Annotated in this window: 20 protein-coding genes and 1 pseudogene; 18 read left to right on the forward strand and 3 right to left on the reverse strand. The window is 34.6% G+C overall.

From position 1 onward, the window contains the following. Window positions 1–107: 107 nt before the first annotated feature. Window positions 108–425 carry a hypothetical protein gene (locus M2139_RS08565; RefSeq protein WP_280738379.1) on the forward strand — a complete coding sequence of 106 codons (318 nt, stop codon included), beginning with the start codon at window positions 108–110 and terminating at the stop codon, window positions 423–425. A 434-nt stretch (window positions 426–859) separates the two neighbouring features. Then, window positions 860–1,168, forward strand: a complete 309-nt coding sequence (locus M2139_RS08570) for a hypothetical protein (protein WP_280738378.1) — start codon at window positions 860–862, stop codon at window positions 1,166–1,168. 43 nt (window positions 1,169–1,211) lie between these two features. Here the strand turns inward: M2139_RS08570 and M2139_RS08575 are convergent, their stop codons facing one another. Next, window positions 1,212–1,664 carry a type II toxin-antitoxin system HicB family antitoxin gene (locus tag M2139_RS08575; RefSeq protein ID WP_280738377.1) on the reverse strand — a complete coding sequence of 151 codons (453 nt, stop codon included), beginning with the start codon at window positions 1,662–1,664 and terminating at the stop codon, window positions 1,212–1,214. Window positions 1,665–1,930: 266 nt separating this feature from the next. Here M2139_RS08575 and M2139_RS08580 point away from each other — a divergent pair, with 266 nt between their 5' ends. Further along, entirely contained in the window at window positions 1,931–2,197 is a 267-nt protein-coding gene (locus tag M2139_RS08580; protein WP_280738376.1) for a terminase small subunit, read from the forward strand. 303 nt (window positions 2,198–2,500) lie between these two features. Here the strand turns inward: M2139_RS08580 and M2139_RS08585 are convergent, their stop codons facing one another. Continuing rightward, window positions 2,501–2,680 carry a hypothetical protein gene (locus M2139_RS08585; protein ID WP_280738375.1) on the reverse strand — a complete coding sequence of 60 codons (180 nt, stop codon included), beginning with the start codon at window positions 2,678–2,680 and terminating at the stop codon, window positions 2,501–2,503. Between the two features lie 332 nt (window positions 2,681–3,012). Here M2139_RS08585 and M2139_RS08590 point away from each other — a divergent pair, with 332 nt between their 5' ends. From M2139_RS08590 to M2139_RS08610, 5 genes are all read left to right on the forward strand, one after another. Continuing rightward, window positions 3,013–3,264, forward strand: coding sequence for a hypothetical protein (locus tag M2139_RS08590; RefSeq protein WP_280738374.1), 252 nt, complete (start codon window positions 3,013–3,015; stop codon window positions 3,262–3,264). A gap of 283 nt (window positions 3,265–3,547) precedes the next feature. Beyond that, window positions 3,548–4,000 (forward strand): hypothetical protein, encoded by a 453-nt coding sequence (locus M2139_RS08595; RefSeq protein ID WP_280738373.1) that lies wholly within the window; start codon window positions 3,548–3,550, stop codon window positions 3,998–4,000. Between the two features lie 309 nt (window positions 4,001–4,309). Continuing rightward, the gene (locus M2139_RS08600; protein ID WP_280738372.1) at window positions 4,310–4,819 is read left to right on the forward strand and encodes an NAD(P)H-dependent oxidoreductase subunit E; all 510 of its coding nucleotides are present in this window, start codon (window positions 4,310–4,312) and stop codon (window positions 4,817–4,819) included. A gap of 57 nt (window positions 4,820–4,876) precedes the next feature. Beyond that, a complete protein-coding gene (gene nuoF / locus M2139_RS08605; RefSeq protein ID WP_280738371.1) occupies window positions 4,877–6,778 on the forward strand; it encodes an NADH-quinone oxidoreductase subunit NuoF in 1,902 nt (633 codons plus the stop codon). Window positions 6,779–6,791: 13 nt separating this feature from the next. Beyond that, window positions 6,792–8,546 (forward strand): NADH-dependent [FeFe] hydrogenase, group A6, encoded by a 1,755-nt coding sequence (locus M2139_RS08610; RefSeq protein WP_280738370.1) that lies wholly within the window; start codon window positions 6,792–6,794, stop codon window positions 8,544–8,546. A 74-nt stretch (window positions 8,547–8,620) separates the two neighbouring features. Here M2139_RS08610 and M2139_RS08615 read toward each other — a convergent pair whose 3' ends face one another. Continuing rightward, entirely contained in the window at window positions 8,621–9,166 is a 546-nt protein-coding gene (locus M2139_RS08615) for an ECF transporter S component (RefSeq protein WP_280738369.1), read from the reverse strand. 344 nt (window positions 9,167–9,510) lie between these two features. On the opposite strand from M2139_RS08615, the gene M2139_RS08620 reads away from it, so the two are divergent. The 10 genes and pseudogenes from M2139_RS08620 to M2139_RS08665 form a co-directional block, all read left to right on the forward strand. Then, window positions 9,511–9,723 carry a hypothetical protein gene (locus M2139_RS08620; RefSeq protein ID WP_280738368.1) on the forward strand — a complete coding sequence of 71 codons (213 nt, stop codon included), beginning with the start codon at window positions 9,511–9,513 and terminating at the stop codon, window positions 9,721–9,723. A gap of 10 nt (window positions 9,724–9,733) precedes the next feature. Next, window positions 9,734–9,991, forward strand: a complete 258-nt coding sequence (locus tag M2139_RS08625) for a holin (protein WP_280738367.1) — start codon at window positions 9,734–9,736, stop codon at window positions 9,989–9,991. 4 nt (window positions 9,992–9,995) lie between these two features. Continuing rightward, window positions 9,996–10,874, forward strand: a complete 879-nt coding sequence (locus M2139_RS08630; RefSeq protein WP_280738366.1) for an N-acetylmuramoyl-L-alanine amidase — start codon at window positions 9,996–9,998, stop codon at window positions 10,872–10,874. Between the two features lie 329 nt (window positions 10,875–11,203). Continuing rightward, window positions 11,204–11,728 (forward strand): GNAT family N-acetyltransferase, encoded by a 525-nt coding sequence (locus M2139_RS08635; protein ID WP_280738365.1) that lies wholly within the window; start codon window positions 11,204–11,206, stop codon window positions 11,726–11,728. Window positions 11,729–11,956: 228 nt separating this feature from the next. Continuing rightward, complete coding sequence (locus M2139_RS08640) at window positions 11,957–12,199, forward strand: hypothetical protein (protein ID WP_280738364.1); 243 nt, start codon at window positions 11,957–11,959, stop codon at window positions 12,197–12,199. A gap of 198 nt (window positions 12,200–12,397) precedes the next feature. Continuing rightward, window positions 12,398–13,420: an AraC family transcriptional regulator gene (locus tag M2139_RS08645; RefSeq protein ID WP_280738363.1), complete on the forward strand. Its 1,023-nt coding sequence runs from the start codon at window positions 12,398–12,400 to the stop codon at window positions 13,418–13,420. 315 nt (window positions 13,421–13,735) lie between these two features. Beyond that, the gene (ttdA, locus tag M2139_RS08650) at window positions 13,736–14,659 is read left to right on the forward strand and encodes a L(+)-tartrate dehydratase subunit alpha (protein ID WP_280738362.1); all 924 of its coding nucleotides are present in this window, start codon (window positions 13,736–13,738) and stop codon (window positions 14,657–14,659) included. Continuing rightward, window positions 14,656–15,267 carry a L(+)-tartrate dehydratase subunit beta gene (gene ttdB / locus M2139_RS08655; protein ID WP_280738361.1) on the forward strand — a complete coding sequence of 204 codons (612 nt, stop codon included), beginning with the start codon at window positions 14,656–14,658 and terminating at the stop codon, window positions 15,265–15,267. Before ttdA ends, ttdB begins: the two co-directional genes overlap by 4 nt. A gap of 26 nt (window positions 15,268–15,293) precedes the next feature. Continuing rightward, window positions 15,294–16,658, forward strand: a complete 1,365-nt coding sequence (locus tag M2139_RS08660) for a citrate:proton symporter (protein WP_280738360.1) — start codon at window positions 15,294–15,296, stop codon at window positions 16,656–16,658. Window positions 16,659–16,747: 89 nt separating this feature from the next. Continuing rightward, window positions 16,748–16,932, forward strand: a pseudogene (locus M2139_RS08665) (hypothetical protein); the annotation flags it as partial.

Genomic DNA, 16,932 nt, shown 5'->3' on the forward strand with positions numbered 1-16,932 from the left:
TGAGTGCCTGACTATAGCGCCACAAACGAAAAGAAATATTTTTTTAGGGTAATTATACCCGAATGAATTAAAATGCCTTATACGGGCTTACAGAGAGGAAAAAACAAATGAATAATTTAGAACTAGATAACATGAAAAATCGAATCACTGAGAATTTACAGAAAGCTTTTGACAATGGACTTGAAGAAAATAAATTGTTGATTGCGGAAGCTTCGGCAGATTTAGAAGAATTACAAGAAAAAGTTTATGGTACATCGCCGGCTACTGTTGCAAGTTTAATCAAAGATTTATACGAACTGGCTTCTGCTACAAATATTACCAGTAAAGAAACTGGCAACTCTATTACGGTTGATGATTTTCAAGAAATGATTTATTTAAAGGTTGAGTTATTGGCAGAAATGTTAGGGATTGACTTAGAAAATTAGAACTTTATGCGATGATGAAGCTGAGGGGATACTTCCTTTCGGCTTTTTTGTGAGTAAAAATACGATATAACTTATTTAGAGATTTTAGAGGTCTTAAAAAAGTGGAAGAAGCAGTTAACGCCAAAATTGGTGAGTCCTAAAAATTACGAGGTAGCTTAGTGAGGTTTTGGGGAGGTAAAAAGCTTGTTGGTGATTTTGAATGTAATAAACGAACCCCTAGTTAGTTAATTATGGGCTTTTAAATATTCTAGTTACAAGTTGGCTAAAATAAAAAAGGCACCTTCTAAAAGGTACCTTAAGCCGAGTAATCGCCTAACTATAGTTATCCGCCAAATAATTATAGCATACTAGGAGTGATTATTATAACTTCATGTAAGAATTGCAATATTAAGAATCTAAAAAAGATATTGAGTGTATACCGTAGCTTAGCGCGTATGACTGGTAGATTTTATAGCTTAGAAGAATTAATCATCGCAGAAACTGGGAATGCTGTAACGACCGAACAAATCAATGATAACCAAAAAGAAGTGAATCAAGAATGCGATGCGATTATAAAAGCGTGGCAAGCCATAGAAAGCGAGATAGATAGAGCAGTATTATTTTATTCGTACTTCGATAAAGAAAGCCATAGCGTAAAAGAAATAACATTTATGTTAAATTGCTCTCGGCGGACTATTGAACGATACAAGCAACGAGCAGTTATTGAGTTTGGCAAGTTTTATGAAAATGGCGCTTTATCATAACGGTAGTTTTGATAACAAAAAAAGGAGCATGATAGCCATACTCCTAAATAGAATCTATCCTTTTTTCAGCAATAGCTTCAGTCAGCGTTTTAGAGAAATTAAGGTGCATTTCTTTCCCTAATGAATCAGCCCATTTGGGAATTGTTAAAGTTTTCTTGATTGGTTCCTGACTACCTAGATATTGTGACACATCAACGCTAACCATTGAAATAAACGACTTTTCTGGGTCGAAAACTAGTTCATCATCATCATCTTTAAATGGATTATTTTCTATTAAGGATAACGATGAAATCAACGAAGGTTTAGGGATAGGCTTATTAGATTCAATCAAACCAGAAATAACCAAACCTAACCAATCGGAAGCCATTGCCATAGCGTCATTAAGGTTTTCTCCTTGAGTTGCAGAATGCTCAAAATCAGGAAAATGAATGATAAAAGGAATTTCCTTATCTTCGATATCTTGATAATAGAATAATGCTGGATACGTCACTAGCATAATAAATCAGTCCTTTCCACTATTTAGTTAAATTAAACATTTTTATATTGTACACGTGCGATACGTATTAGTCAATAGTTTTTCCGAAGTATTTTACTTAAAAAGAATGTATGATGTTAGCAATGGTTAGCAAAATTGAACCCTAGTAAAACCTAGTATAATTTGTGTGTGCGATGCCCGTAATTATTTACTTACAACAGCCTAGCAAAACCTAGCTTAAATCCAATAACCGAAGTACATCGCTTATCATTCTAAACCTAGTAATCATGCTTAAATGCTACGATAAGAGGGTGCAAAAGGTTGCACACAAAATTGAAAAGGTTGCACACAAAAAAAAGTTGCAACCAGTTACAGATAATGATGAGCTGACAGAGAAGCAAAAGCTGTTCTGTCTGTACTTCCTAGACGGTTTCAACGCAACTAAGGCTTACAAGAGAGCTTACCAATGCGATTACAACACGGCTAAGTCAGAGGGGAGCAGGAACCTTGCGAAACCCAACATAAAAAAAGAAATACATAGGCTAATTAAATAGTTAGTGATTAAGCGGACTATGGTAAATCCTTGTATTTGATGTTTGGAAATGTTCGGAAATTTGAAGTTGCTAATCATTGGTTAAAAAAATTATGGTAACAAATGCTAGCATAATAGGAGAGAGCAAAATTGCGCAGTCTTACTTTAACTAGAGCCAAAAATGGCTTGAGTGAATATTTTAGCTAAACACAAAAATGTGATGAGTGAATAATTTGACGAATCCAAAATAGGCTCGGTTGAGTATTCAAAAACTCGGAAAAAGATTGGGTGTGAAAAAATTAACGCTCTGCTAGCAAAATATAACCTATACTAATTCCTTTTTACGTTCAGCAATTAATCCCTCTAATTCGGCGATGTCATCTAAGGTTGCTTGCTTTCTAATAAATGAGCGAGAAGTTGAACGATTACGCAAATATTTAGCGTGTTCTTTATTCTTTTCTTGCCAACGTTTATTAGCTTCAGTTTGTCTATTTTTTTCGGTCATACTTAACACCTCGATTTAATTATGCTATAATACAAGTGAAGCCAGAGCCGTTAAAGACGGTGGCAGGAATTAATTAGTTATGATAACCATCTTAAACCGGCCAAAGTTTATAAGATGGTTATTTTTTTGTGTTATCGTCTTTGAGTGTTAAGACTAACATTGCAAAAGCAATCATTAAGCTTAACGTTTCAAAAACAGACACATTCGGCGCTCCTTTCTTTAGGATAATGACTTACTTTCATAAGCACCACCTCACTTCTCTAGCTTACATATTCATTATACTATAGATAGTATCGGCTTGCAATAGTTTTTTTATAAAGGAGGTGGGAATTGTGAGAAAAAACCGAAGATTTGCTAAAGAGGATTTTCTAGCTATGATAGCCATTAGTACTTTATTAGTCATAATTATAACTTTTATGGAACATACTAATCCAGAAAGCTTCATGACAAAACTTTTGAGAAATTCTGCTGAGTTCATTTTTGTTCCAGTGTTTATTGCCAATGCAATTATATATTTGGAAAAATACTATAAACTTACGAATCAATTTGAAGATGATACAAATGAAAATAACGCCCCACGTTAGACGAGAATTTTTTGACCTCGATTTTGACTCCGGATGATATTAATTTTATGAAATTCAATGAACTATTATGTTGATATTTTATGGATAAAATACAAATTAGATGTGTTAATTGATACAGTGAAATCAATTCTTTACTCATGTCAGAAGAAGAATAATTTTAAAAAATGAGCTAAGCCCTTGATGAATAGGGGCTTAGTTTTTTTATTCACCATTTTTCAATCTTCCTCCTCATGTTATAATCAAAGCAAATAATATAAAGAGATGAATGGTGAGGGGGATTATGATGAAATTTAAGTGTTATCTTTTATTAATCGGTGTTTTATGTACTTTAAGTGGTTGTGTGCATTTCAATTTCCGAGTGACTAAGCATCTTTCACCAGAATCATCTGAAACAGCAGATTCCATTGAAATAGTTGAGGAAGCTGATGTGATTTATATTGATGAAATAGATTCTGAAATTTGGGAAAGCATTGTTTTACAAGTTTGTCAGTTGCAGTCAATCAAGCGCGAACAAATGAAAATTGAAATCTTCACCAGTGAAGATTATAGGAATAGAGAAGTTTGGGTGGCTAAATGTACTTTAGAAAATTATGAAAAAACTTATTTTTACTATGATAAAGCTAGTTCTAAAGTAAAACAAATCAGTGAAGCTGATTATAAAAAAGAGCTAGCAATAGTAACTACCTTAAACGTACAACCTGAAATTCCTTTATATGAAGAAAACCACTTAAAATAATTTCAAATTTTGTTTAGAGTGAGTTTAGATTTTTGATTCCTTGATAATAATTATTCTAATTTGCGTTTTTTTTAATAAGTTTTTTATTGAACGACTTGAAAAAAAGTAGTGAAATGCGCTAAATAGTGGATTGAAACTGATTTTTTCTATTTTTTTTAGAAAAAATCAGTTTTTTTGTTGGATTTTTCACAAAAAGCAATTAATATTTGTTATAATCTACTTGTTGGATGGAAGCGTTTGAATTTACGGATGTCGCGATAATTAGTACTTATTAATAATGATTATTATTAAAGGAGCGTGAAACAGCAAATGGGTGTTAAGGAAATGGTTTTTGAATTCATTGAAACGGAAAGCCAAAAGCAAGAGCTTGAAGAGTCTTTAACATTATTGGAGGTGCAAGAAGGTGCTCAGATGCCTGCTTTGCAAGAAGCACAAAGGATTTATGGGTATTTACCAATAGAAATATTGGAGCGAATTTCTTGCAAGTTGCAAATTCCAGTAGAAGAACTTTATAGTACGGCAACTTTTTATTCCCAGTTTTCTTTTGTCCCTAAAGGTAAATTTACAATTAGCGTTTGTATGGGGACAGCTTGCTATGTTAAGGGTGCCGGAGATATTTTAGATTCTTATGCGCAAGAATTAAATATTAAACCAGGTGAAACAACCGCAGATCGCAAGTTCACTTTAGAATCATGTCGCTGTATTGGTGCCTGTGGGTTAGCGCCAGTTTTAACGGTTAATGAAGAAGTTTATGGCCGTTTAACCAAGAAAAAAGGCGACAAAGTTCTCGTTACTTATCAAAAAATGGAAGATGAGTAAAATAGCATGACTATCTATTGGTTATAAAACTAGATTGAAATGAGGAGAAAAGAGCATATGGAAAATTGGGAGCAATTACAAAAATTGCGAAATGTTTATCGGCAGCAAGTTGTCATGCGCTTAGAAGCAGAGCAAGCTGAAAATAATGAAGACGTTGAACAGCCTAAAAGCCAATTTGAAAAAGAAATTATGATTTGTGCTGGGACTGGCTGTATTTCTTCAAAAAGTGGAGAATTTACTGAAGCTTTGAAGGAAGAATTAGCGAAACATGAATTGACGGATAAAGTTAATATCGTTTCAACCGGTTGTTTTGGTTTATGTGCCCAAGGGCCGATTGTAATTATTTATCCTGAAGGTGTCTTCTATCATCAAGTTCAGGCTAAAGATGCTAAAAAAATTGTTGCGCAACATTTAGTTGAAGGTAAATTAGTTGAAAAATTATTGTATCATGATAATGATTCAAAAGAAATTATTAATAAATTGATGGATACGCCATTTTATCAAAAGCAAAAACGGGTTGCTTTAAGAAACTGTGGCCGAATTGATCCTGAAAAAATGGAAGAATATATCGCTTTTGATGGTTATCAAGCCTTAGCGAAAGTCGTTAACAAGTATTCTCGTGATGATGTTTTAGAAATTTTAAAAGCTTCTGGTTTACGAGGACGTGGGGGAGCAGGTTTCCCGACTTTTATGAAATGGTCTTTTGCTAAAGAAAGCCCAGGTGCGCAAAAATATGTTGTTTGTAATGCCGATGAAGGAGATCCAGGTGCCTTTATGGACCGTTCTGTTTTAGAAGGGGATCCACATGCGATTATTGAAGCAATGGCGATTGCGGGCTACACGATTGGTGCTAATCAAGGCTATATTTATGTGCGGGCAGAATATCCGATTGCTGTTAAGCGTTTAAGAATTGCTATCAAGCAAGCGCGAGAAGCGGGCATTTTAGGTAAAAATATTTTTGGCAGCGATTTCGAATTTGATTTAGATTTACGTTTAGGTGCGGGCGCCTTTGTTTGTGGTGAAGAAACCGCCTTGTTAGAAAGTATTGAAGGTCGCCGTGGCGAACCACGTCCACGTCCACCGTTCCCAGCGGTAAAAGGTTTGTTTGGCAAACCAACGATTGTGAATAATGTTGAAACTTATGCCAATATTCCACAAATTATTTTACGTGGCCCTGAATGGTTTGCGAGCATGGGGACTGAAAAATCTAAAGGAACCAAAGTTTTCGCTTTAGGTGGTAAAATTCAAAATACTGGTTTGGTTGAAATTCCGATGGGGACAACTTTAAGAGAAGTTGTTGAAGATATCGGTGGCGGTATTCCAAATGGTAAGAAATTTAAAGCCGCTCAAACTGGTGGTCCTTCTGGTGGGTGTATCCCAGTAGAAAATTATGATGTTGCGATTGACTATGATAATTTAATCGAAATTGGCTCAATGATGGGTTCAGGCGGTTTAATTGTTATGGACGAAGATAACTGTATGGTTGATATTGCGAAATTCTTCTTAGAGTTTACCGTGGAAGAAAGTTGCGGAAAATGTGTGCCTTGTCGAGTAGGTACGAAGCGTCTGTTAGAAATTTTAGAAAAAATTACTAGAGGCCAAGCAACTTTGGAAGATTTAGATAAAATGGTTGATTTATGTCACTATATTAAAGAAAATTCGCTATGTGGTTTAGGGCAAACAGCACCAAATCCAATTCTTTCAACTTATCACTATTTTAAAGAAGAATATATTGCCCATGTTGTTGAAAAACGTTGTCCTGCTGGTATTTGTAAAGATTTGATTTCTTATGAAATTATGGAAGACAAATGTACTGGTTGTACAGCTTGTGCGAAAAAATGTCCTGTTGCTGCGATTAGCGGAGAAAGAAAAGAACCACATCACATCGACCCAGCTATTTGTATTAAGTGTGGTCTTTGTGTGGATACTTGCCGCTACAATGCTATCAGTGTCGGATAGGGGGGGACTGTAAATGAAAGAACTTAATATTACTATTAATGGAAAAGCTTATACAGCGCCTGAAGGTTCAACAATCTTAGATGCTGTTAGAAGAAATAATATTGATATTCCGACACTTTGTTATTTGAAAGAAATCAATGAAATCGGCGCATGTCGGATTTGTGTGGTGGAAGTAAAAGGCAGTCGGAACTTAGTAACCGCTTGTGTGCATCCAATTAGCGAAGGCATGGAAATTGTCACTAACTCAGAAAAAATCTTTAAATCACGGAAAACTAGCTTAGAGTTAATTTTATCTACTCATAATAAGAAATGTTTATCTTGCGTGCGAAACGGTAATTGTGAGTTGCAAAAACTTTGTAAGGATTTCGATGTGGAAAATGAAAACCTTTATGAAGGGGAAAATTGTCAATACGAAATTGATAATTCTGCACCGCACATGTACCGCGATAATAGTAAATGTATTTTATGTAAGCGATGCGTAGCAGTTTGTTCAAAAGTTCAAGCTGTCGGCGTGATTGGCGCCAATGACCGTGGTTTTAATACCCACATCGGTTGTGCTTTTGAGCAAGAATTAGGTAGTTCTGCTTGTATTTCTTGTGGTCAATGTATTGTCGCCTGCCCAACTGGCGCGCTTTCTGAAAAAGACCACACGAAAGAAGTTTGGCAAGTTTTAGCAGATTCTACTAAACATGTGGTTGTTCAAACTGCACCATCTATTCGGGTGACTTTAGGAGAATCTTTCAATATGCCAATTGGCACAAATGTTGAAGGAAAAATGGTCGCGGCTTTACGACGTTTAGGTTTTGATCAAGTCTTTGATACAAACGTTGCTGCTGACTTTACTATTATGGAAGAAGCCAATGAGTTTGTATCTCGCGTGCAAAATGATGGACCATTCCCATTGTTAACTTCTTGTTCACCAGGTTGGATTAATTATTGTGAAGCTTATCATCCAGAATTAATTCCTAACCTTTCAAGTTGTAAATCTCCACAACAAATGTTCGGAGCTTTAACAAAAACTTGGTATGCGGAAAAAATGAATATTGATCCGAAAGATATTTGTGTCGTTAGTATCATGCCATGTACAGCTAAAAAAGCCGAAGTAACACGGGAAGATGAAGCAGCTGCTGGTGTTCCTGATGTGGATGTAGTTTTAACAACCAGAGAATTAGCACGCATGATTGATAAGGCTGGGATTCGCTTTACTGAATTGGAAGATGAGATCTTTGATAATCCTTTAGGGGACGCAACTGGTGCTGGTTATATTTTTGGAGCAACTGGTGGAGTAACAGAAGCGGCATTAAGAACAGCTGGCGAAATTATTGCTGGTGAGCCTTTAGCTGAAATTGAATTTGCTGAAGTTCGTGGGATGAAAGGTATTAAAGAAGCAACTTATGAAATTAATGGGACTACTATTAAAGTCGCAGTCGCTTCAGGAATTACCAACGCTAAACATTTAATTGAAAAAATTCAAGCAGGTGAAGATTTCTATCACTTTGTTGAAATTATGGGTTGCCCAGGCGGTTGTATTAACGGTGGTGGCCAACCAATTCAACCTGCATCTGTACGAAATTTTGTTAATTTAAGTGCCAAACGGGCGGCTGCTCTTTATGCAGAAGATCAAGAACGCCAAATTAGACGTTCAAATGAAAGTCCGATTGTGAAAGAAGTTTATCAAGAATATTTAGGAGAACCAGGTAGTGAAAGAGCACATCATATTTTACACACCACATATCAAGCTCGTTCACAATATTCAACGGTTTCTTAATAAATAGTAAAGATAAAATAAAGAACCCTAAGCCCACGGGCTTAAGGTTCTTTTGCTGTTCAACTGAATTTTTTTTATTCTTTTGGCTTAGGAAGGGCACTTTTTACGATTGGCAATACCACAACAGCTAGGGCGCCACCGATTAGAGCGGTGATTAATTGTGGTGTTGAAAACATTGCTGACATTTTAGCAGCTTGAGGCGCTGGTAATTTTGTTAAAACAACTGGAATCATAAATTTGACGATACTTAAGTAAAGTACACCGAATTTCACAACAGCTGCTACAATCGCTGCAATAACAGTATTGACAACATTGTTTTCTTTCGTTTTGCCGGCAATTAAATACCAAACAAGCGATAAGCTAGCATTTCCTAAAGCAATACAGATAATAATTTGCCACATCTGTGGTCCAATCCCGAAGAAAAATGCGAAGATTGGTGATAATAAAGCGACTGTTAAGCCGCTGGTTAAGCCTGAGATACAGACAGAAACAATCAAAATCAGATTTACCAATGACCCAGTAATAAAAGTATTTCCAAATCCTGAAGTTACTGCTTGGGTAGCGACTAATAGCGCTAACATTAAAGCGGTTTGTGTAATCCATAATGCCTTACGATTCATGTAAATTCCTTCTTTCCAACGTGTTTGATTTTTCCTTTTTTAATAATTGCTCAAATATTCACAAATAAAACTGAAAATAAAATAGTTCATAGAACCACCTTAATGATAACGCTTTTTTGATGAAGTTGCAATCAGATTTAGGCTTTTAAACAGAAGAAATTTCAAGGGATTTGCTAGTTTTTTTATTGAATAAGACCAGACTTTTTCAAATAAGAAAAAAATAAAAAAATTTAGCAAAATAGGGTGACATTTTGGTGGGAAACTTTCGTATATAGAGTGTAAGGTTTTTATTCAGTGAAAGGGTAAAAATCAGATTGATTGATGAATGAGAAGGAGGGAGAAGCATGTCAGATAACTTAATTGTGGCGTTAGTCGGCTTAATTGGCACGGGTTTAGGGACTTTTGGTGGAATTTTTACATCAACGAAATTGATTGCTTACCGCATTGATTTGCTGGAGAAAAAAGTGGAAAAGCACAATCAAGTCATGGAGCGAACTTTTATTTTAGAAGAAAAAGTCAATCATTTACAAAAAACGCTAAGTGTTAGGAAAGGTTAGGTGAGGAATAATGGAACAGATTTTAGTGGCAATACCAGTTATTAGCACCGTGGTACTAAGCGTTGCCCAGCTGCTAAAGCAAGTTGTAGTCAATCATAGGTGGCTGCCCCTTTGGAACGTTGTGTTGGGGATTTTATTAGGCATGCTCTTTGCTGGGACCATTTTACATGATGAATTGGCGATTTATGCTTGGGCAGGTGGAATTTCTGGTTTAGCAGCTGGCGGATTTTATGATTTAGGCAATAGTTTTGTTAGGAAAGGAGAATGAGAGGATGCAACATTTAATTGTTTATGGTCATGGCGCTCGAGATAGTGGTGCAGTTGGTTCAGGCACCAATGAACGAGATTGGACACGGAAAGTTTTAGATGTTGAAATGCAGAAATATAATCAGCACTTACAGAAGAATCAGCTGCTTTTTTACGATAAAAAACGCAATATGTTTTTGGATACTTGTTCAGGTGGTGGGGCTTATCAAGTGGCCAAGGAAATAGTTTCGGTAACCGAAATTCATTTAGATGCAGCTGCCGGGCTGGCGACAGGTGGTCATGTGATTATTTCCAATCGTGTAACAGCTAACCAACAAGATTTGGCAATTGCTGAAGTCGTTAAAAAATATGCGGGTTGGTGGCAAAAAGTTCAGTCAACTGCTGGCATTAATCAAAGAGGAGATTTAGCTCATTGTCAAATTTTTGCTCAAAGAGGAATTTCCTATCGCTTAGTGGAACTAGGCTTTATTTCTAATCCACAAGATATGCAACTTTTAACAAGTCAGGTTGCTTCATTAGCTAGCGATTTAATCACTGCTATTACTGGTGAGTCCTTAACTGAAGCAGTTAAGGCAGAAAATAAAACATTACAGGAGTTGATAAACATGGAATTTTGTTATGCCGCAAGAAATGCGATTCATTACTACAACGGAAGAGAAGTACATGTTTTAGGTGCGAATCATGAGTTTAAAGTAATCAAAGATATTTACAGCCAATATACTGAAGCCGCAACAGGTGAAAGAAAGGATATGTTGGTTTTTGATTGGTCGGACAATATGACCACAGTGGATGCTTTTGAACGAATGGTTCGTTATAATGCCGAAAAAGATATTTATGAGTTGAAAAACTTTCGCTATAATCGGGAAACGAAGAAGACGAGATAAATATCTTTAATATAAAAGAATTCTTTAAAAATAAAGATTACAACCTGCAACTTAAAGCCGAAATTGTGCATTTCATGCTTTTTTGAGTGAAGTGTCGAGAAGTGAGCAGGCTAAAAACGGAATCAGATATAATTTTACCGCCATTTATGTGTATTTTAGGTGGAAAATAGTCATTTTATATGAATTTAGAACAATAAAGTACTTGTTAGTATTTTCCTAGTTAGATTAAATAAAATAATAGTTGACACTAATATTCGCAGGATGATAGTATTATCTTCACGATTTTAAAGAGATGATGAGATACTGCCAAAAGTGAAAGAGGGAATCAAATGAGATTAGAAACTGAGCGACTTATTTTGAGAGAATTAACAATAAATGATTTAGATGATTTGCATGAAATACTTTCGGATCCTGAGTCAATGCTACATTATCCGCAACCATTCACTAAAGAGAAATCAAGACAATGGATTGAATGGAATATTGATAACTATATCACCTATGGATTTGGTCTTTGGGCAGTCATATTAAAAGAAAACAATCGCTTTCTTGGTGATTGTGGAATAACGTTGCAGTGTATCAATGGTAAGCAGGAGCCAGAAATAGGTTATCATATTAACAAAGTTTATACAGGCAGAGGTTATGCCACCGAAGCGGCAAGAGCTTGTAGAAATTATGTTTTTGATGTTTTGAATCTACAGGAAGTGTTTTCTTATATGAAATATACAAATATTGCTTCTCAACGAGTGGCACAGAAAAACGGGATGAAGCTGGTTGCTGAATTGCCTGATGATAAAAATACCTTAACTACAGTGTTTGCTATCACATTAGAAGACTATTTAAATACGAAATTCTGATTTTTATAGCTATTCTTTCATCAATTTTTCCGCCAAAATACTGAGAAGAAATTCGGACTTTGGTCTTATGTGTTTTTTCTCAGTATTTGTTAAGATTATGATAGTTGATAAAGAAAAACAATTAACTATTCATTAATCAAACAGAAAGCAATTTCATTTACTCAGAATACTTAAATTAATTTACATAAATTAGGTTTTGATAAAAGATTTGCGAATGGAGGGAAAATAATGACAAAGAAACAAATACAAGAAAAATATCAAAATAGTGCAAGTAGATATACAGTAATGGCAAAGATTTTAGAAAATTGGTTGTTTGTCGTATTTTTATTATCGCTGTTCACTTTTATAATTGCTGATACGTTTCTTCTAAAATTATTTATAATCAGTCTTTTTACAGGCTATGCTGTATTAAGTTGGGCAACGACGCGGATGGACATTAGAGAACGAATCAAATTACGTAATATTTTTTAAGCTATCATACTTTATTTAACTAAACAGGAATAAACAAACCATGATTTTTCATCACTAAGATGAAGATTGTGGTTTGTTTTTTTGTTATTTTTACAAAAATGAATATAAAAATCGGCTTGTATTTACTATTTCTTATTGTTAAAATCGCATAAAGACCACTATTGTGAGAGGTCTTATTGAGTGAGATGAGGGATTCGAATGGAGTTTTGGAAAAAATATACTTCAGATAAATTTCAAATTAAATATGATCAGCTAATCTATAAAGTTGGTAGTTATCATTATAATTGGCATGATGAGATTGAATTACTATGGCTTTTAAAAGGGAAGATTGAAGTTAATGTTGATGGGAAGATTTGTACTTTAGAAGCAGGCGATTTATTTGTAATTAATTCTAATTGTGGTCACGCAACATTTGCCACTAAGCCTGATAGTATAGCTATGAGATTATATGTATCTCCAAATTTTTTCTTATCTCAAGGAGTCAAATTAAATGTAGGCACATTTAATTTGAATTCCAATATAGATAGAATTAATCCACAATATAATAATTTACGAGCTGATTTAGCTAATTTACAATTATTGATTTTATCAGAAAGTTCACCATTTCAAATTCATGCTTTATTTTTTAGAATAGCAGAAAGCATGTTACATTTTTTTGAGACTAACTCAATAAAGCAACCTAGATACTCAATTAGACAAAAGCGTAATTTTTTAGACCATGCGATTCAATATCTTGAAGACAATTTTAAGAAAGAATTAACTCTAGAGCAATTAGCACAGAAATGTAATTATTCAACTACTTATTTATCTAAAATTTTTAAATCTGAATTAGGTATTAATTACTATGAATACTTGACACGGTGCCGTTTACAGCACGCGATTCAGCAATTAGCAATTACGGATGAAAAAATTGCTAATATTGCATACGATAACGGGTTTAATGATATAAAAGCTTTCAACAAGATGTTTAAAAAGCATTTTGGAACTACACCATCTGATTATCGGAAACAAATAAATCCTGATATTCAAGCGATTGATAAAAAATTTAAAACAGATTTGGATTATCAAGAGTATGAAACGATTATTCAAATTCTTCAAGAAAGTCAACAAAAAAATATGGGAACCTTTCAAGATCCTTGTCAAATTTGTAGTAAGAAGGAAATTGAAGAAAAGTATGTTAAGCTAGTAAAAAATTTGAAAACTATAGTATTAGAGGAATAATTTATTTACTAGAAAATTACTTTGTGATTATTTGATTAAAATATTTAAAAGACAAAAATAGGGATAGTCTATTTTTGTCTTATTTTATTTTTGAAAACGTATTCTTCGATGGCGAGTGTACACTTTATGACTGATTTTTTTTGTTCAAAAAAGTTTTATCATAGAAAAAATAGCCATCTTTTATCTAAACTTTCTTGTTAAAAGAAACGAAAAATTGGCTAGCTGAGATTCCCATCTTTTAAGATAATGTAAGTGCATTAAACTTACACAGAAGGTAAGACTAAATTATTTTCTGTGATAGAAAGAAGGAATAGTATGGGTAGATATGCATATGCAGAAAAAGAGATGTCTTCAGAAGCAAAGAAGATGCGTGATATTTTAGTGGAATATATCACAGTTGTTGGTAGAAGATTACCTGATGATGTAACGAAAAAATTGGAAGAATTAGCAAAAATTGAAGTAGAACCTTTGCAACAACTCGTTTATGACACGATGAAAGAAAATCAAATGTTAGCAGAAGAGTTAAATAGACCAAGTTGTCAAGACACTGGTGCATTACAGTTTTTTGTTAAATGTGGTACGAACTTTCCTTTATTAGCTGAACTAAATGATATTTTAAAAGAAGCTGTATATCTAGCTACTAAAAAAGCACCGCTACGCCACAATGCAGTACAAACATTTGATGAATATAATACTGGATTAAATATTGGAACCGGTATACCTACAGTTTTTACTGAAATTGATGGGGATAGTGATATTCTGGAGATGTATGTTTACATGGCTGGTGGTGGTTGTAGTTTACCAGGAGCAGCAAAGGTTTTAATGCCAGGTGAAGGCTATGAAGGTGTTGTTCGATTTGTAATGGATCAAATGACTAGTTATGGCATTAATGCTTGTCCACCGTTATTAGTAGGGATTGGAATTGGTACCTCTGTGGAAACAGCTTCTATGAATTCTAAATTAGCTTTGATGCGTGAAGTTGGAAGTGTTAGTCCAAATGAAAATGCTGCTAAGATGGAAAAGTTGTTAGAAGATGGTATCAATAATATTGGTTTAGGTCCTCAAGGCTTTGGTGGCAAAAAATCGGTTATGGGTGTTAACATTATTAATACAGGACGTCATCCTTCTGTAATTGGAGTTGCAGTTAATGTAGGTTGTTGGTCACATCGTCGTGGGAAAATTATTTTTGACAGTCAATTGAATTATGAATTACCATTACACGAAGGAGTAGAGCTATGAAAGAATATCATTTAAAAACACCAATTTCAGCAGAAGATATTAAAAATATTCGCATTGGAGATATCGTTTATTTAGAAGGAACATTAGTAACTTGTCGTGATGTTGCCCATCGTCGTGTTGTAGAAGAAGGATTGACATTACCAGTTGATGTACGTGATAAAGCAATTTTACATGCAGGGCCAATTGTTAAAGATCATGGAAATAATCACTATGAAATGATTTCAGTTGGACCTACTACAAGTATGCGGATGGAAAAATTTGAAGAGGAATTTATTAAGGAAACAGGAGTCCGCTTAATTGTTGGAAAAGGTGGAATGGGTGTCAATACGGAAAAAGGTTGCAAAGAACATAAAGCCATTCACCTTGTTTATCCAGCAGGGAATGCGGTTTATGCGGCTGAAAAGGTTGAAGAAATTGTAGATGCTCAATGGAAAGATTTAGGTATGCCTGAAACACTTTGGGTAAATGAAGTGAAAAATTACGGACCACTAATTGTATCCATAGATACACTGGGTCAAAATTTATTTGAAATTAATAAAATTGAATTTAACAAAAGAAAAGAAGAGGAAATTGAGAAGATTTGTAAAGAAGTGCGCTTTATTAAATAAGCACTATCTCAATGAGGGTGATCAATATGTTATTAGTGTTAGCATTATTAATGATTGTGTCTTTTATCTTACTTTTATCAAAAAATAAATTATCTATTGTTGGTGCATTGTCATTAGTTCCGCTTTTCTTTGGTGTATTGGTAGTTTTATTAACTGACGCCAATTTTACTGATTTATTTCAATGGATAACTGATGCATTATTCTATAAAGTAAATGTTGAAACGGGAAAAGTTAGTATGGGTGTTATTTCTCCTGGCTTGCTGATTTTATTTGCGGTTATGTATTTTGATTTAATGTTAAATGTCGGTTTGTTTGACCCACTGTGTGAGTTTTTTATTAAGAAAGCAAAAGGGGATCCACTAAAAGTAACAATTGCAACGGTTTTGACAGCTACGGTTGTTACAATGAATGGTGATACAACAACAACCATCATTATTTGTGTGGCAGCGTTCTTAGAACTGTATAAATCATTAAATATGAAGTTAAGCTATTTGGCAATTATTCTCGTTACGCCAATCGGTATCTTTAACCAGCTGCCCTGGGGAGGACCAACAATTGCTGCCAGTACCGCAATGGAAGTACCAATTAATGAACTTTTTAGTGCTCTAATTCCTGGTTTATTATGTGCAGAAGTTTTTGCAATTTTCTTAGCTTATCGCTTGGGGAAAAAAGAGCGTAATCGTTTAGGTTGGAGTCCAGAATCTGATGGTGAAATTGATCATGAGATGATGGAGAAGATGCTTGACTCAATCAGAGAGAAAGATCCTGAGTTAAAACGCCCAAAACTATTTTGGTTTAATCTGGTCTTAACTTTGGGAATTCTATATCTTTTAATTCAAGGCGTTGCACATGGTGCGGTCCTATTTATGATTGGAAGTGCCATTGTTTTAACTGTAAATTATCGTAAAGTTAGTATTATAAACGAACGAATTGATGAAATAGCATCTGATGCTTTAGCACCAGCTTTAGCAACTTTCGCTGCAGGTATTTTTTCAGGAATACTATCAGGAAGCGGTATGGCTAGTGCACTAGCGGAAGGAATGACCATGATTATTCCTGATGGTTTGGGAACACACATGGCACCAATCTATGCCATTATTTCTGCACCAGCTATTACGTTTTTACCACAAGATGCTTTTTATTTTGGTATTGCCAAGGTTGTTTCAGAGGTGATGGAACAATATGGTATTACGCCAATTCAAGCAGCAGTTGCTTCTATGGTAGGCCAGGCTTTTCGATTAGTGTCACCAGTTATACCAGCTTTATTCATGCTAACTGATTCAACAGAAATGAATTTTGTTGACTTTCAAAAGAAATATGTGCGTTACTGTTGGCCAATTTTGATTATTTATTTAATAGTTTATGGATTAACTGGCGTTTTACCATTTTAGTTTATGAAAATGGAAGCTATACTCGCTATACCGCTGGTGTATCGAATATAGCTTCTTTTCCTAGCTTTTGAAAAAATGAGGTGAAATTTATGCGAATTATCGATTTTTTTATGAATCACAATAAGAAGATTCAAGAAAATCCCCCAGAAATAACTACAGAATGGCAAGAGCTGCCTGCTTTTATTGAAACGGATCCAGCGGAATATGAGCTGGTAAGTGTGCTGGCTACGGCAATCGCTGCTGGGGATCATCCAGAAAGTGAATTTGTTGTTAA

The sequence above is a fragment of the Enterococcus sp. PF1-24 genome (assembly GCF_029893325.1).
Classification (GTDB): domain Bacteria; phylum Bacillota; class Bacilli; order Lactobacillales; family Enterococcaceae; genus HY326.

Excerpts from the sequence above, each read along its gene's own strand:
- M2139_RS08565 (WP_280738379.1), top strand. The coding sequence starts at position 108 with ATGAATAATTTAGAACTAGATAACATGAAAAATCGAATCACTGAGAAT.
- M2139_RS08570 (WP_280738378.1), top strand. The coding sequence starts at position 860 with ATGACTGGTAGATTTTATAGCTTAGAAGAATTAATCATCGCAGAAACT.
- M2139_RS08575 (WP_280738377.1), bottom strand. The coding sequence starts at position 1,664 with ATGCTAGTGACGTATCCAGCATTATTCTATTATCAAGATATCGAAGAT.
- M2139_RS08580 (WP_280738376.1), top strand. The coding sequence starts at position 1,931 with ATGCTTAAATGCTACGATAAGAGGGTGCAAAAGGTTGCACACAAAATT.
- M2139_RS08585 (WP_280738375.1), bottom strand. The coding sequence starts at position 2,680 with ATGACCGAAAAAAATAGACAAACTGAAGCTAATAAACGTTGGCAAGAA.
- M2139_RS08595 (WP_280738373.1), top strand. The coding sequence starts at position 3,548 with ATGAAATTTAAGTGTTATCTTTTATTAATCGGTGTTTTATGTACTTTA.
- M2139_RS08600 (WP_280738372.1), top strand. The coding sequence starts at position 4,310 with ATGGGTGTTAAGGAAATGGTTTTTGAATTCATTGAAACGGAAAGCCAA.
- nuoF (WP_280738371.1), top strand. The coding sequence starts at position 4,877 with ATGGAAAATTGGGAGCAATTACAAAAATTGCGAAATGTTTATCGGCAG.
- M2139_RS08610 (WP_280738370.1), top strand. The coding sequence starts at position 6,792 with ATGAAAGAACTTAATATTACTATTAATGGAAAAGCTTATACAGCGCCT.
- M2139_RS08615 (WP_280738369.1), bottom strand. The coding sequence starts at position 9,166 with ATGAATCGTAAGGCATTATGGATTACACAAACCGCTTTAATGTTAGCG.
- M2139_RS08620 (WP_280738368.1), top strand. The coding sequence starts at position 9,511 with ATGTCAGATAACTTAATTGTGGCGTTAGTCGGCTTAATTGGCACGGGT.
- M2139_RS08625 (WP_280738367.1), top strand. The coding sequence starts at position 9,734 with ATGGAACAGATTTTAGTGGCAATACCAGTTATTAGCACCGTGGTACTA.
- M2139_RS08630 (WP_280738366.1), top strand. The coding sequence starts at position 9,996 with ATGCAACATTTAATTGTTTATGGTCATGGCGCTCGAGATAGTGGTGCA.
- M2139_RS08635 (WP_280738365.1), top strand. The coding sequence starts at position 11,204 with ATGAGATTAGAAACTGAGCGACTTATTTTGAGAGAATTAACAATAAAT.
- M2139_RS08640 (WP_280738364.1), top strand. The coding sequence starts at position 11,957 with ATGACAAAGAAACAAATACAAGAAAAATATCAAAATAGTGCAAGTAGA.
- M2139_RS08645 (WP_280738363.1), top strand. The coding sequence starts at position 12,398 with ATGGAGTTTTGGAAAAAATATACTTCAGATAAATTTCAAATTAAATAT.
- ttdA (WP_280738362.1), top strand. The coding sequence starts at position 13,736 with ATGGGTAGATATGCATATGCAGAAAAAGAGATGTCTTCAGAAGCAAAG.
- ttdB (WP_280738361.1), top strand. The coding sequence starts at position 14,656 with ATGAAAGAATATCATTTAAAAACACCAATTTCAGCAGAAGATATTAAA.
- M2139_RS08660 (WP_280738360.1), top strand. The coding sequence starts at position 15,294 with ATGTTATTAGTGTTAGCATTATTAATGATTGTGTCTTTTATCTTACTT.